This window comes from Sphingobium sp. YBL2, assembly GCF_000943805.1.
Lineage (GTDB): Bacteria > Pseudomonadota > Alphaproteobacteria > Sphingomonadales > Sphingomonadaceae > Sphingobium > Sphingobium fuliginis.
This window is the reverse complement of record NZ_CP010954.1, coordinates 2,058,551-2,073,924: the sequence shown is the minus strand read 5'-3', so window position 1 is coordinate 2,073,924 and position 15,374 is coordinate 2,058,551. Positions and strand designations below refer to the sequence as shown.

The following is a 15,374-nucleotide window of genomic DNA, read 5'->3' as shown; positions in this document are numbered from 1 at the left end:
TAAGGATAAAGCCAGATGCGCAAGGAAAACAGGGTCGCGCACGGGTCGGTGAAGGAGGATGAGGGACGCATAGACTGGCTGGACGTGGCCAAGGGCCTGTCGATCCTGCTGGTCGTCTTCCATCATGCCGCGCTGACGGGTGCTTCCATCGGCCATGGCTGGGCGGTCTTTTCCACGCTCGATGCGTTGGCGAAGCCGGTCCGCATGCCGCTGTTCTTCGCCATAGCGGGGCTGTTCGCCGCCGGGGCGCTCAGCCGGTCCTGGGGCCGGCTGCTGACCGGCCGGGTGGCCAATCTCGTCTGGCTCTACAGCCTGTGGACCGTGATCTACTGGCTGTTCTTCCGCTATTTCGACCCGACCGACGGGCTGAAGCCGCTGGGCCTTTCCAAATGGCAGCTCATCTATATGTGGATCATCCCGCCCAGCGGACAATGGTTCCTGTGGCTGATGGCGATCTATCTGGTCCTTGCCAAGGCGATTGCCCGCTTCCGAAGTCCCGTCCATCTGTCGGCGATCTTCCTGCTTTGCGTCCTGTCGGCCGGGCCGGTGGCGGAACTGCCCCAGTATCCGTGGCGCAACGGCCTGCTCTATGCGCCCTTCTTCATCGGCGGGGCATGGTATGGCCGGGCGCTGGCGGAGCGGGCGCCGCGCCATGCCGCGACGCTGATCGTGGGCGGAACGGCAGGCTTTGCGGCCCTTTCGATGCTGACGTGCCATCCCGGCGCGCAGATCGGCCTGTCCATGGCGGGCCTGATGGCGGCAGTCGGCGTCGCCCTGTTGCTCAGCCGGATTTCGTGGCTGAAGGGGCCGCTGATCTTCTTCGGGCGGCGAACGCTCAGCATCTACCTCGGCCATGGGCTGGTCATCGCCGCGCTGTCCATGCCGCTGTCCGTCCTGCCGCTGGGGGATCATGCCTTTCTATGGGTCACGCCCTTCCTGATGCTGTTCTCCCTGTTCGGATCGCTGGTCCTTCACGACCGGGCGGGAAGTCTGGGCCGGATGTGGCTCTATAGCGACGAAGGCATGCGGCAGTCCTTGCCGAAGCGGTTCAGCATCTGACTCAGATGCCGGATGCGCGGCCATGCTGCTTGTCCAGGGCAATCTGGTTGGAAAGCTTCGCCGCGGTCAGAAACTGCCGCTCATTATGGATGGAACCGACGGCGATGAAGAGGATCAGCGCGCCGACGACTGCCTTGCGATAGGGGGAGAACCATCCCAGCGCCGCGAAAGCCAGCGCGGCAACCGCGATGTCCGCCGCGTAAAGGAAGGTGATTTCTCCATAGACGCTGTGGAAGAGTATCTTCGAAGCCAGGAACAGGCCCAGCGCCAGGCCGATGGGCCGCCTCTGCCGGTCGGCCAGCGTTCCCGCGACGCCTCCGGCCAGCAGGACCAGCCAGGCGGCGGCGGCGATGCCGCCCGCGACGCCCCACTGGCCGAGCGGCGCGAACTGATTGGTCACGACCGTCGAGGAGCCGATCTCCGTCTGCATGTCGGCCCGCTGCGGCGATGGCACGACGCCCGGCATCAGCAGGGCGTTGCGCGCGCTGATGGACGGGTGCCATGCCATGCCGGCGGCGTGCATCTTCGGTCCGGCATAGGTCTTTTCCTTGACGATGATGCGCGGGTCGAGCCAGAAGGCGGCGCGGTGCAACAGCTTCATCTGGACCGCGGAGACCGCCGACACCAGCAGGAAGGCGCCCCCGCTGACCAGCAGGAACTGGCGGAACGGCAGGCGGAAGAAGGCGGCCGCCAGCCCCAGGCCCCAATTGGTGATCAGCATCGCGACGCTTGCCGCCGAAGCGACGATCCAGCCGGCGCGGGGCAGGCTCCGCATCGAACAGGTGAAGATCAGCATCAGCACGATGCCGGTCGCGCTGAATGCATAGGTTTCGATAAAGGCATACCAGTGGAGGAAACCGGCGCTGGCGAGCAATGCGAGGGTGAAGCCGGCGGCCGCCGCGGGGGCAAGGCCCATCAGCCGCATCGCCACATGGAAACCCCCCGCGCTGACCGCGGCGGCGAGCATCAGCAGCAGGCCGATCGCCTGCATCGGCGGCAGGCCCAGCAAGGCCAGCGCCTTGACCGATGACAATGCGGTTATGGAAAAGAGCGGATGGGCGACGGTGCGGTTCTGGTACGGGCTCCAGCGCTCCGTCATGTTGGAGATGACGCGGGGCGGATCGGCCTGGAAATAGATGTTGAACGTGTCATAGACCTGCGGCGACAGCGCCTTGCCGTTGAACAGGCAGATCGCCATGGCCGTCATGCTGAGCAGGATGACCAGCACCAGGTCGACGCGGCCGACGCCGATCGGCCAGATGCGGCGGGCGGGCGCGCCAAGCGCGGTCGCGGCCATCTCAGCTCAGCCCCGTCACGAGCACGCCCGCCACGATCAGCCCGATGCCCCCGAGACGCGCCGGCGAAATCGCCTCCCCCAGCAGCCAGAAGCCGCAAATGGCGGTGACCACGATGCCGAGCGCGACGCAGGGATAGGCCTGCGACAGGTTCATGCGGGACAGGACCATCAGCCACGCCCCGGCGCTGAGGCCGAACATCGCCATGCCGACGATCACCAGGGGGGTGGTCGCGATGGTGGTCGCGATCTCGATCGCCGATCCGCGCGCCAGCGCATTCTGCACCGGGACGCCGTTCATGCCGATCTTCATCAGCACCTGCGATCCGGAGGACAGCAGCACGCAGGTCAGGACCAGAAGCGGCCACAGCAGGCCGGCGGCCGCGCGATGTTCAGCCAGGGCTTGGGCAGGCAAGGTTTTCCTCCGGGGATGGGATCAGTGCGCCGCGAACATGATGAGCAGGACCAGGCAGACCATGCCCGAACTCATGCGGTCGCGCAGGGCGAAGACGACCGGATCGTCGTGGATCAGGCGGCGATGCGCCAGCATCAGCATCCGCCCCACCCAATAGAGCATGATCGGGCAGATGATCCACAACAGGTCGGGATGGCGATAGGAGCCGTTGACGGCCGGCGAGGTGAAATAAAGCGCCAGCACGGTGATGGAGACATAGGCGGAAGCCACCGCCATCGACATCACCATGGTCATGTCGCTGACCTTGTAATTGCGGTTGCTGGCGTCGCCCAGATCGGCGTCCTTGCGCTTGGCGAGTTCGGTGTAGCGCTTGATCAGCGCCAGGCTGGTGAAGAACATGACCGCGAAGGCGAGCAGCCAGTCGGACATGACGATCCCCGTCGCCGCGCTGCCGCCGATCACCCGCACGGCGTAGAGCAGGGATAGCGCCAGGACATCGATCAGGAATTTCCGCTTGAGCACGAAGCTGTAGGCGCTGGTAAGCGCGAAATAGCCGAACAGCACGCCCAGCAGCGGCAGCGACACCATCGCCCCCGTCAGCAGGCCGAGAGTCAGCAGCAGGCCCGACACGATCAGCGACGCCCCGATCGGCAACTGCCCGCTGGCGAGCGGACGGCCGCGCTTGCTGGGGTGCCGCCGGTCGGCATGCAGGTCGACGATGTCGTTGACGATATAGATGGACGACGCGATCAGGGAGAAGGCGACGAAGGCGCAGAGGCTTTGCAGCAGGGCCAGCCGGGTGATCTCATTGCCGATCAGCGGCGGCACGAAGACCAACGCATTCTTCACATATTGGTGGACGCGCAACTGACGCAGCCAGAGCCCGGGGCTGGCCCCTTCCTCCGCCAGGGCCTTGAGCGGGCGGCCCCTGCGCTGCATATGGCGGAAGGCGGCGGTGGGCGCGCGCACGGCATAGCCTTGCGCGGCATGCTCCCAGACCGGGACGTCGACCATGGCATTGCCGATATAGTCGAAGCCGCCCTCCCCGAATTCCGCGACCAGCCGGTCCCGCTTGGCCCTGCCCGACAGGTTGGTCGTCCCGTCGGACGCGAACCAACCGTCGAACAGGCAGAGATGATCCGCGATCTGCGACACCAGCCGGGCATCGGCCGCCGAGGCGAGGTAGGTCGGCCTTCCCTCCGCCCGCGCCGCGCGGATCAGGGAGAGCACCTGATCGTCATAGGGCAGGTAATGGGGATCGAAATCGGGGCTGTCCGCCAGTTCCGCCTTGATCGCCGCCTTGTTCCATCCCATGCGCAGAAAGGACGAGAGGATGGTGCGGGGTCTGTCGTTGAAGGCCGAGATCAGGCATTCGACCAGCAAGTCCCCCTTGATCAGCGTGCCGTCCAGATCGACGACAAGCGGACGGCATTGGGTATTCACCTGCGGCTTCGACTGGACAGCAACTTGCATGGCTTCCCCTTCACTTCATCCAAACTGATTAGATGTGAGGCGAGGAAGCGAATCAATTAAGGGGAAATTGCTAAGGGTTTTCGCGGTGCGCGGGAAGGAACAGCCTTTCCTGTCACTCCGCGCTTCGGCCGGGCCTGGCGATGCGTTTCACGTCCGCTTCCGTGACGGGTTGGGGATAGGCGTTGCCGAAATGGGTCCGCACATAGGTGATGACCGCCGCCACCTGCGCTGGCGAGAGCATGTCGCTCATCGGCGGCATCGCGCCCTTGCCCTTCGTCACGATGGTGACCGGATAGGCGGGATCGGCCAGCTTCCTGTTCTTCGCCAGAGCCGGAATGGCGCCGCCGCCGCTGCCCATGGCATTGGGCATGTGGCAGGCGGCGCAGATCTGCCTGTAGACCTTCTCCCCATCCACCGCCTTGTTCTTCGCCTGCACGCCGCCGGGCGTGTCGGCATGGCCCGGCGCGGCGAGAAGGGCCAATAGCGGCGGGACGAGGATCAGGGCGCGGCGCGGGCTCATGCCGCCTGCGTCCGCTGGTGGATGCGCGTGATCGCGTCGAGGCCGGAGAGCAGCGATCCTTCCATCCAGCCACCATAATAGCTGGCATGTTCGCCCGCCAGCACCACGCGCCCGTCAATGGCGACCAGATTCTGGTAATGCGCCTCCCGGTTCTCCTCGCTCCAGCGCGATGTGCATCCCAATATCCAGGGCACGCGGCTCCAGGGCACGGAAACGCCGTTCAGGAATTCCTTGCGATATTGCGGATGGAAGATTTCGCCCTGCGCCAGCGCCGCCTCTATCCGTTCCTGCGGCGTCATGCCGGTCAGTTCGAACGCACCCGCATCGCGGGCGAACGCGCCCAGCAGCACCGCCGGTCCCGGCGCGAAGAAGCGGTCGTTGGGATAGGATAGCTGCGCGATCGGCTGGTCGGTGAAGCTGTGGCCGCCATAGATATTGTCGTCCTCTTCCCAGAAGCGGCGCTTGAATTCCATTCCCATCTTGAGTTGGCCGGCATAGGGCACCGCCTTCATAGCCGCCGCCAGTTTCGGCCCCACTTGCATCTCGACCTGGCTGATGATCGACAGCGGGATGGTGCACACGCACCAGTCGGCGCTGACGCTGTTCATCCTGCCGCTCGGCACGTCCCTGTAGCTGACGGTCACGCCCTTGCCGTTCTGGGCGACCTTCGTGACCTTGGCATTATAGGTGATGAGCTTGCCGACCTGCTTGGCGAAGGCCTTGCCGATCATGTCCATGCCGCCCACCGGCTGGAACATGGTCGTCTGCATCACATAGTTGAAATAGAAGCTCATCGCCGTCCAGACCTGCGGGTCGAGCACGTCGCCCAGCTTCGCGATCTGGGAGGGCGTGGGAGCACCGCCGACGCCGCCGCCGGGCGGGCGGTCATAGCCCCGCTGGGCGGAGACGGCCACGCTGCTGGTATAGGCCATATTGTCGTCGAGCACGCCCCAATGGCGCAGCGCCTCCAGCAGCTTCTCCTTGTCCTCCGCGCTCACGCTGCCGTCCAGCGCCTTGGCGTTCGCGGCCTTGGCCAGCAGTTCCGATGTGTGGCCCCGGAAGTCGGTCGCCACCGCCTTGTAGCGCTGCGGCTTGCCGTCAAAGGCTTCGCTGGAATGGATGAAGCCATTATGGTTGAGCTGGATGAACGGCTCCAGCGCCACGCCGAACTGCCGGCAATAATGCAGCAGGCAGTTGTGATGATGCGGGATGCGCCAGGGGCCGGGATTGATGTAGTTGCCCGGCGCGAACTGCACCTTCTGCACAGTGCCGTCGCTTTCGGTGAAGGTGTCGCCGCCGCGCAGCGTATAGTTGCGGCCGCCCGGACGGTCCTGAAACTCCAGGACTTTGACCTGATAGCCGGCCTTTTCCAGTTCATAGGCGGCGACCATGCCGGCCAGGCCCGCGCCCAGCACGACGACCGACGCGCCCGGCTTCGCGCCGGAGAGGACGGGGGGACCGTCGAACTGGGTTTCGGCGGCATGGCCCAGCGCGGTCATCGCCTGGTACATGGCCGCCGCGCCACCCGCCTTGCCGATCAGGCCCAGAAGCTGGCGGCGGCTCGGCTGCATGCTATTCTCCATAATACCCCCTGTGCGCGGCGGCGGAAGTTCAGTTACCCCTGGCAGCGATCGCCTCGATCTCGATCAATTGCTGCGGCCGGGCGAGGCCCGCGATCTGGAAGGCCGAGCGCGTCGGCAGGTTGGGCTGCTCCGCCGTGCCGAAGAATTTCTTGTAGGCCCGCGTCATGCCGTCGCGGTCCATCTTACCGCCCAGCTTGGGGTCTCCCACCAGGAAGACGGTCAGCTTGACCACATCGCCCATGGTGAGACCCATTTCCGCAAGCTGCGCCTTCATCCTGGTGAAGATCGACATTGCCTGCGCCTCGGTATCGCCAAAGGCGCCGGGGCTTTCCGTATCCTTGGGGTCGATGGGCGCGCCGGTCGCGCCGGAGAGGAAATAGAGCGTGCTGCCGGGCGGGACCACGGCGGCGCTGGCGATCATCGCGCCGGGGGCCTGTTTATGCTCCACCGGCGCGGCATGGGCCGTCGATGACAAGGAAGCGGCGGCAATGATGCCGACAAGAGAAAGCCTGAACGCCGACGGATTTGCCATGAACGCCCCCATTCCCATATTGCTGATGCCTGTATCCCGATGAACGAGGCGGGAAGGAAAATCCTCCATGCCTATGTTGCGGTATCATTGCCCGCCGGAAACAAGTTCTGCGACGTCATAATATTTTCCGTTGGCGATCACCTTCCTCACATTGAAAGTGTTCGCGATATTCTCCCGCGGATCGCCCGCGAGGAGGGTAATGTCCGCCAGCTTGCCAGCCTCCAGCGTCCCCGCGTCCAGGTTGAGCGACTTGGCCGAATTGACCGTCGCCGTCTGCAAGGCCTGGAAGGGCGTCAGCCCCGCATCCACATAGGAGGAAAGCTCCGCATGCAGGTTGGTCGCGATCATCGTGTCGGTGCCCGCCGCGACCAGCGTGCCGGCATCGAACATCTTCTTCAGGCTGGTCAGGCTGCCCGCCATCATCGGCCGCAACAGCGCCGCCATCGGATCGCTTTCCGTCACCGTCTTGCGCGCCCAGAGCGGATAGAGGTTGATGCGCGGATCGTCGCGATAGGACGGGTTCTTCTCCAGATAATTGGTCAGGGCGCCGAAATTGGTGGGTGTCAGCGTCCGGCCGCTCCTGCCGAAAAGCTGGATCACATCTTCATAGGCCATGCCCATCGGCCCCTGCTTGGGCGAATAACCGCGGCGGCTGGTGGCGCCCAGATGCTCGGTCGCGTCGACGCCTGTATAGGCGGCGGGGAAGATTTCATGGCCGGTGACCGGCACGCCCATCTGGTGCGCCGCCTCCACGATGCGCCGCTGGTAGATGTCGGGCATGCGGACATAGCTTTTCAATATGTCATATTTCAGGATGCGGGCGCGCTCCAGCTCCCGCTCCAGATGGGCCGGGCCGGAAACGGCGACGCCCATCTTGTAATAGACGCGCTGCCATTCGAACAGCGGCCCGTTGACATAGAGGCGCGGGCTGATGCGCACGCCCGCTTCGGCTGCCTCCCGGTCCTCTATCGCGTCATAGACCTGATTGCCCGGATCGCGCACGGTGGTGATGCCGTAGGCGAGCCATGCGCGTTCCAGATTGGAGCCGAAATCCTTTTGCAGATGGGCGTGATGCTCGATCAGGCCGGGAATGGCGGTCAGGCCGGTGCCGTCGACAAAATGCTCCGCCTGATGCAGCGCCGGATCATGATCGCGGATCGCGGCGATGCGGTTGCCCTCGATCACGATGTCCTTGTCATGCTGGGTCTCGTCGCGGACGGAGTCGACCAGATTGCTGACGTGGATCACCATCCGCCCGGTCGGATTGGCGAGGCGGTAGCTGAGGTCGACCGGAATCTCCCGGATCACGCCGGTTTCGGTATCGATCGCCTTCAGCTTGTCCGACGACTGGTAGAGGATGGTGCGGCTGTCAGCGGTCCAGGTCGGGAAATAGGAGATTTCGGAGGTGTAGCTGCGCGGCGGACCCATCGGCTTGCCGTCGGCGGCGACGGGCCAGATCTTGAGCAGGCCTTCGTAGATCGCCGCCATCTTCGTGCCGTCAGGCGACCAGGCGGGACCGCCGCCGCCCCGCGTGTCGGTTCCGGCATTGTCCTGCGGCACCTGCCAGAAGGGCTCGCCCTTGCCATCGGCGGGGATGACGTAGATCTGGTTGGTGCCCTCACGGAAGCTGTTCGAATATTTGTAGGAGAGCGCGATGGCGACATATTTGCCGTCCGCCGACCAGGTGGGGCTGCCCGGCTGGCCGAGCGATGCCTGAAGCCGCGTCACCTTCCCGCTCGCCACGTCGACGACGCAGACGCCCGCGACGCCCCAGCGCCCGTCGACGTCGAGGAAGGCGATGCGCCCGCCGTCATGCGACCAGGCCGCGCCAAGCGGCTGGGTGTCCATGTCGGTGAGCTTGCGGTCCTTGCCGGTCCTGAGATCGCGTATCCACAGTTGCGGCAAGCCGCCGCCCTTGTCGGAGGTATAGACGATGCTCTGCCCGTCAGGCGACCATGCGGGATCGGCGTCCAGCGCGGCGTCCTTGGTGAGGTTCTCCGGCACGCCGCCCTTGGAGGACATAAGGTAGAGATCGCCCAGCGCCACGAAGGCGATGCGGCTGCCGTCGGGCGAAATGGTGGGATGGACGATGCCCAGCGCCTTGCGCGGCGCGGTGGAATCCCAGTCGCGCTTCGCCCGCGCATAGCTGGGCTTCACCACCTCCAGCGTGGCGGCGAAATCGACGGTGGAGAGGCGTCCGCCGCTCCGGTGCCTGATCTTGCCGTCCGAGACGTAATAATAGCCGCCCCTCCCCCAGCTTATGCGGAAGGGAAAGACATTCTCGGTCCCGCTGACGGCCTTGCCATCGACCTCCAGGTGGCTGCCCTTCGCGTCCTGCACTACATAGGCGAGTTCGCCGCCGGGGCCGAAGGAGGGCGCATCCACCCTGCCCTCGACCTGCTTGAGCAGGCTTTCCTTGCCGTCCGTCAAGGCGGTCGAATAGAGCGCCGTCCTGCTGCCCTCTATCCCCGCATAGGCGATCCTCGCGCCATCGGGCGACCAGCTCGGCATCCGGTCCTCGCGCGGACTGCTGCTGATCTGCTTCACCGCCCCGCTGGCGACGTCCAGCGTCCAGATGTCGTAATTGCCGCTGCGGTCGGAGGAGAAGGCGATGGTCTTCCCATCGGGCGACCAGGCCGGTTCGCGATCATCCCACGCGCCCAGCGTCAGCTTGCGCATGTCGCTGCCGTCGGGCTTGATCGTCCAGAGATCGTAGCCGCCGTCGCGATAGGCGAAATAGGCGAGGCGCGATCCGTCGGGCGACCAGACCGGCTGGCGCGCATCGTTGAAATAGTCGGTGATGCGCTTCGCCTTGCCACCCCTGGCGGGGATGATCCAGAGGCTTCCCTGAAGGTCCACCGCCAGCCATTTGCCGTCCGGCGATACGGAGACGGCCATGGAGGTGCCCTCATGCACGTCGAAGGCGATGGGCTTTTCCCCACCCGGCGGGGGCAGATTGGCGGGCTGGGCATAGGCCTGCACGGCGCAGGCCGAAAGCAGGGCGATGGAAAACAGCTTCAGCGGAGACTTCATGTACGCGCCCTCTTACCAACCAAAGACATAGCGTTCGCGGCGCACGTCCGCCCCGCCGCGCAAGGTGCCGCTGCCAGGCACGACGCCCGCCGCGACGATGCCGGTGGAGACGGCGAACGGCCCTAGCACGTCGAGCTTGTGCCCGCGCGCGGCCAGATCGTCGCGGACCGATTGCGGCACGCGATTCTCGATCTCCAGCACGCCCGGTTCATCCTTCTTGATCGCGAAGGAGGCGTGGAAATGGTTGCTGTTGATGCGCGGCGCCTCGATCGCGGCCTGGAGCGGCTGGTCGAAGGCCAGCACGCGCAGCAGCACGTTCATGATCTGCTGGTCCTGATTGTCGCCGCCCGGCGTGCCGATGGCCAGATAGGGCGCGCCGTTCTTCAGCACCATGGAGGGCGAGAGCGTCGTGCGCGGACGCTTGCCAGGGACGAGCACATTGGGGCTTTCGGGGTCGAGGTCGAAGACGGTCAAGCGGTTGCTCATCGGCACGCCAGTGTCACCCGCGATATAGGCGCCGCCCAGCAACCAGCCCGAACTGGGCGTGGCGCTGAACAGATTGCCGTCCTTGTCGACCACTTCGATGGCGGTGGTGTCGGCGGTCGGGCGCGGCGGGGCCTTCAGCATATGCGGCGTAAAGGCGGGCGTTGTCCGAGCCTTGCCCTCGAACGCCCAGGGGTCACCATAGCGATGCTCCAGCGAAGCCTTCGGCCCGATCTGCTTCGCGCGCTCTGCGGCATAGGCCTTGGACAAGAGGCCCTTCATCGGCACGGTCGCGAAATCCGGGTCTCCGAAAAAGGCGTTGCGGTCGTCGAAGGCGAGCTTGATCGATTCCGCGACGATGTGGAGATAGGGCGCGGACCCCGGCTCCATCGACGCGATGCCCGCCGCCTCCGCAATGTTGAGCGCCATCAGCATGGCCGGGCCCTGGCTCCAGAAACCGCCCTTATAGACTTCATAGCCGAAGACGCTGGTCATCGTCGGGGTTTCGACCTTGCCCTTATAGGCGGCGAGGTCTTCATAGCGCATCAGTCCGCCGTCGCGCTCCATCGCCGCGCCGATCCGCCGGGCGATGTCGCCCTTGTAGAAGGCGTCGCGCCCGGCCTGGATCGCGGCCTTGCGGTCCTTCGTCTTCTTATAGGCCGCCCGGTCCGCTTCCGCGATGATGCGAATGGTCTTCGCCAGATTGGGCTGGCGGAATATCTCGCCCACTTTCGGCAAGGCCCCACCCGGATAATAGGTGTCATAGGCGTCCTTCCACTTGGACGTCGCCTTCTTCTGGCTGGCGAAGACTTCGGCCAGGAAGTTATACATGACGAAACCGTCGGCCAGTTCGATGGCGGGTTGCAGAACCTGATCGAGCGTCATCGTGCCGTTGAGCTGCAAGGCCAGTGCCATGGCGTCGACCATGGCGGGCACCGTGCCGCCATTGGGGCCGTTGCCGGGGATGACGCCCGCCCTGGCGAACCTGTCCGGCGTGGCGAGCATGGGCGCGACGCCCTGCCCGTTCACCAGCGAAACCTTCTTCGCCTTCGCGTCGTAGATGATGGTCGGCGCTTCGCCGCCGAAGCCGAAATGCGAAATCTCCGTCACGGCGGCCGCGAACACCGCCGCGACGCCCGCGTCCGTCGCATTGCCGCCCGCCATCAATATGCGCGTCCCCGCCGCCACCGCATAATGACGCCCGGCGGCGACGATGCCGAAATTGCCGACGATCTCCGGCCGCAGCGTTTCGCCGGCGCTCACCAGCCGGGTCGGCTCCAGCGGCGCCCTGGCGGCGGGCGCCGCGTCCTGCGCGGAGGCTCCCGTCTGGGCCAGGGCGACGCCCCCCACAGCCAATGCCGCGAAGTCGCGACGGCTCAATCCCTGCCCTGCAGTATCGGTCATGAACGAAGATCCCCTGTAATCGGCATAGTCAGCGCTACCCGAGGGAAAGCAGGCATCTGCCTTGCCGGTCGTTTCCCTGTAACGAGAATGATCCCGCTTTCCACTATGCTTCAGGAAATTTCATGGAATTTTAAAAATATTCATCCGGCCATGGCGGAAATCATGTTCTGATCAGTTCTACTCTCCCGAACGGATGCGATAGTGGGCGTTTCGTCCGTCAATGCATGCTGCCGGCGTGGGGCCGGAAACAACATGGTCCACAGGGGATGATGCCGGAACTCCAGCTATCGGGGGATCCGCGAATGCACAGTCTGGGCCAATTCCCAATATATAAGAACAACCGCCTGTCGTGCACGGGATTCATCGGCGCGCACCTGCCCGATAGCTGAACCGCGCAAAGCCCGTCCGCCGAAGGGATCGGCGGACGGGCTTCATCACAGGGGAACAGCAAGATGAGGGTGAGTAGGAACAGCATTTCGACGCTGGCGGGAGCCAGCCTTTGGGCATTGACGGCAGGGGCGCTTCACGCGCAGACAGCAGCCGACACCGCTCCGCAGGACAGCGGAGCAGACGCCGAGATCGTCGTCATCGGCACCCAGATCAGGGGCGCGAACACGACCGGCGCGCTGCCCGTCAGCGTGGTGGGCGAACAGCAGATCGAAGCGGTGGCCGCAGTGTCCGGCGCCGATCTTTTCCGGTCCATCCCGCAATTGGGCGGCGTGACCTTCAACGAACAGGTGCTGGGCGGCGGCAATGCGAACGCGGCGCGCGGCGACGTTTCCACCGTATCGCTGCGCGGCCTGGGCCAGGGCAACACGCTGCTGCTGATCAACGGCCGCCGCACCGTGCTGCACCCCACGTCACAGGCCATCACCGGCGTCATCGATTCCGGCGTCCCGACTTTCGGCTATAACGCCAACACAATTCCCGTCGGCAACATAGCGCGCGTCGAAGTGCTGCGCGACGGCGCGGCGGCTCTCTACGGTTCGGATGCTGTTGCCGGCGTCGTCAACAATGTCCTCAATTCCGATTTCAACGGCGCCAAGTTCGACGCGCAATATGGCGGAGCGGAAGGTACCAATCTTCGCGAGTTCACCGTCAACGGCCTGATCGGCAAGGATTTCAGCGAAGGACGCGGCAACATCACCCTGTTCGCCGGCTATGCGCAGAAGTCCAAGCTTTATCTCAGCGATCAGGATTATACCGCCAATGTCGACCGGCGCGGCTATGTGGCGGGCACCAGCTTCGCCGGCGTCTCCGCGTTCAACGGCACCAGCACCAGCACGCCCTGGGGCACGTTCCGCGCGCTCAGCCCCGCCGCCAACGGCACCTTCCTCAACCGGACGATCACCAGCAACGGCGTCGCCTTCACCAACAGTTCCAGCCAGTTCCACATCCAACCGAGCACCAACAGCGGATGCCGCATCCCGTCGGGCACCACCGGCACATGCTATGATGACGGCAACGGCGCGACGGAAATGGCGAACGTCGATTCCAACCTGCGCTTCAATTCGCCGGCGACGTTCGACGACCTCACCACCCAGCCTTCGGTCAAGCGCATCAACCTGTTCGCCAACGGGCATTTCGACCTGACCGACAACCTGACCCTCTATGGCGAAGCGGGCTTCTATCGCGGCAAGACGGAAGCGATCATCGGCGCGCCGGGTTCGCTGGCGAACATCCCGATCACCGTCGCCGCCAACGCCTATTGGAATCCGCTTGGGCCCATCGGTTCCCCCAACCGCCTGCCCGGGCTCAGCACCGCCGTCGTTCCGGCGACGGGCCTGCCCGTCCAGATCACGTCCCTCAGCTATGTCGATGTCGGGTCGCGCAGCGTGGAGGTGACCAATTATCAATATCGCTTCCTGGGTGGCCTGAAGGGTAATATCGGCAATTGGGACTGGGATACGGCCGGCCTCTATACATGGGCCACCGCCGCGGATACGCAGGAGAACTTCTCCAACACTTTGCTGCAGGCCGCGATCAACCGCACGACGCCCGACGCCTACAACCCCTTCAACGGCGGTTGCGTCGACGCGCCGTCCATCGGCGACTGCACGCCCAACAGCGACGCGACCATCGACAGCTTCCGCATCAAGGCGGCGCGCAAGACACGCACGTCGCTGGCCCTGTGGGACTTCAAGATTTCCAACGCCCATCTGCTGGGCCTGTGGGCGGACAACAGCATCGGCATCGCGGCAGGCGTCGAATATCGCCGCGAAACCTATCATGACAATCGTTCCCCCTATCAGGGCGGCATTCGCGGGGTCGACACCACCTATACCGATGCCGTCACCGGCATCTTCTACGGTTCCGACCTGGGCGGCGCCAGTCCCAGCCCCGACGTGCGCGGCAAGCGCAACGTGAAGTCCGCCTATGCGGAACTCGCCATCCCGATCTTCAGTCCGGAAATGGAGGTTCCCTTCTTCCGCAGCCTCGATTTCCAGATCGCCGGACGTTATGAAGACTATAGCGACGTCGGATCGGTCGCGAAGCCGAAGATCGCGGGAAGCTGGGAACTGCTTCAGGGCATGCGGTTGCGCGGTTCCTGGTCGCAGGGCTTCCGCGCCCCGAACCTTGAGGTGATCAATACCTCCACGCTGGACCGCGTGAACACCGGCATCGACTATGTGCTCTGCGAAGCGGACCTGCGCGCCGGGCGGATTGCCAACTTCTCCCAGTGCAACCGCAGCATCTCCGTCCTGCGGCGCAGCGGCGGCAATCCCAATCTGAAGCCGGAGGAATCGGAAAGCTGGAGCTTTGGCGCGGTCATTTCCCCGCCGCTGGGCGACGGCTGGGGCAAGGTGACGTTCACCGTCGACCGCTGGCGCATCAAGCAGAAGAATGTGGTCGGCCTGCTCGACTATCAGAACGGCCTCAACCTCGATTATCTGCGGCGCGTGCAGGGCAGCAGCAATCCCAATGTCGTGCGCCGCGATCCCACGGCGGACGACGTGGCGCTGGTGGCGGGCACCGGACTCGCCCCGGTGGGCGAGCTGCTCTATGTGGTCGCCAATTTCGAGAACCTGCTGCCGGTGACGGTGCAGGGCATCGACTTCAACCTCGACTATCTGCTGCCGACCGCATCGATCGGCACCTTCTCCCTCAACGTCAACGCATCGCGCCTGATCAGCTATTATGTCGATGCTCCGGCAGGGGTGACGGCGGTGATCGACGGGCGCTCCGCGGGCCTGGTCAATGCGGGCGTGCCGATCCAGGGCGGCGGCGACGTGGTGGGCCGCGACGGCCAGCCGCGCTGGCGGATCGCGGCGACGCTCGACTGGACGCTGGGGCCGGTCAAGATCGGCGCCTATACGCAGTTCATCGACAGCGTATATGAGAATGCGGTACGCGATGGCTCGACCAATCCCTGGATCGTGAAGGGACAGACGACCGTCAATCTCTATGCCCAATATACGTTCAAAAATGGCGGGCCGCTCAACGACACGAGCATCCAGATCGGCGCGCGCAACATCTTCGACAAGGACCCGCCATTGGCGTCGGGCGGCTATCTGTCGAACCTCTACCAGCCGCAGGCGCGCTACTGGTACACCAGCATCAAGAAATCCTTCTGATGC

At 64.8% G+C, this 15,374-nt stretch carries 10 protein-coding genes; 2 read left to right on the top strand and 8 right to left on the bottom strand.

From position 1 onward, the window contains the following. Window positions 1-15: 15 nt before the first annotated feature. Window positions 16-1,059 (top strand): acyltransferase family protein, encoded by a 1,044-nt coding sequence (locus TZ53_RS09470; RefSeq protein WP_044661105.1) that lies wholly within the window; start codon window positions 16-18, stop codon window positions 1,057-1,059. A gap of 1 nt (window position 1,060) precedes the next feature. On the opposite strand, the gene TZ53_RS09465 is transcribed toward TZ53_RS09470, so the two are convergent. The 8 genes from TZ53_RS09465 to TZ53_RS09430 all read right to left on the bottom strand — a co-directional run bounded on the left by TZ53_RS09465 (window position 1,061) and on the right by TZ53_RS09430 (window position 11,796). Further along, window positions 1,061-2,356 (bottom strand): hypothetical protein, encoded by a 1,296-nt coding sequence (locus tag TZ53_RS09465; RefSeq protein WP_025547691.1) that lies wholly within the window; start codon window positions 2,354-2,356, stop codon window positions 1,061-1,063. A gap of 1 nt (window position 2,357) precedes the next feature. Beyond that, window positions 2,358-2,768: a DMT family transporter gene (locus TZ53_RS09460; RefSeq protein ID WP_025547692.1), complete on the bottom strand. Its 411-nt coding sequence runs from the start codon at window positions 2,766-2,768 to the stop codon at window positions 2,358-2,360. A gap of 21 nt (window positions 2,769-2,789) precedes the next feature. Continuing rightward, window positions 2,790-4,241 carry a UbiA family prenyltransferase gene (locus tag TZ53_RS09455; protein WP_025547694.1) on the bottom strand — a complete coding sequence of 484 codons (1,452 nt, stop codon included), beginning with the start codon at window positions 4,239-4,241 and terminating at the stop codon, window positions 2,790-2,792. A 112-nt stretch (window positions 4,242-4,353) separates the two neighbouring features. Then, complete coding sequence (locus tag TZ53_RS09450) at window positions 4,354-4,761, bottom strand: c-type cytochrome (RefSeq protein WP_025547696.1); 408 nt, start codon at window positions 4,759-4,761, stop codon at window positions 4,354-4,356. Further along, entirely contained in the window at window positions 4,758-6,344 is a 1,587-nt protein-coding gene (locus TZ53_RS09445) for a flavin monoamine oxidase family protein (protein ID WP_025547698.1), read from the bottom strand. The genes TZ53_RS09450 and TZ53_RS09445 overlap by 4 nt, the downstream gene beginning before the upstream one ends. Before the next feature lie 28 nt (window positions 6,345-6,372). Further along, window positions 6,373-6,876: a RidA family protein gene (locus tag TZ53_RS09440; protein ID WP_025547700.1), complete on the bottom strand. Its 504-nt coding sequence runs from the start codon at window positions 6,874-6,876 to the stop codon at window positions 6,373-6,375. Window positions 6,877-6,960: 84 nt separating this feature from the next. Further along, window positions 6,961-9,909 (bottom strand): amidohydrolase family protein, encoded by a 2,949-nt coding sequence (locus tag TZ53_RS09435; protein WP_025547701.1) that lies wholly within the window; start codon window positions 9,907-9,909, stop codon window positions 6,961-6,963. A gap of 12 nt (window positions 9,910-9,921) precedes the next feature. Then, the gene (locus tag TZ53_RS09430; RefSeq protein WP_044661104.1) at window positions 9,922-11,796 is read right to left on the bottom strand and encodes a gamma-glutamyltransferase family protein; all 1,875 of its coding nucleotides are present in this window, start codon (window positions 11,794-11,796) and stop codon (window positions 9,922-9,924) included. A gap of 452 nt (window positions 11,797-12,248) precedes the next feature. Between TZ53_RS09430 and TZ53_RS09425 the strand changes: the two genes are divergently transcribed. Next, window positions 12,249-15,371, top strand: a complete 3,123-nt coding sequence (locus TZ53_RS09425; protein WP_172668311.1) for a TonB-dependent receptor domain-containing protein — start codon at window positions 12,249-12,251, stop codon at window positions 15,369-15,371. The last annotated feature ends 3 nt before the right edge of the window (window positions 15,372-15,374 follow it).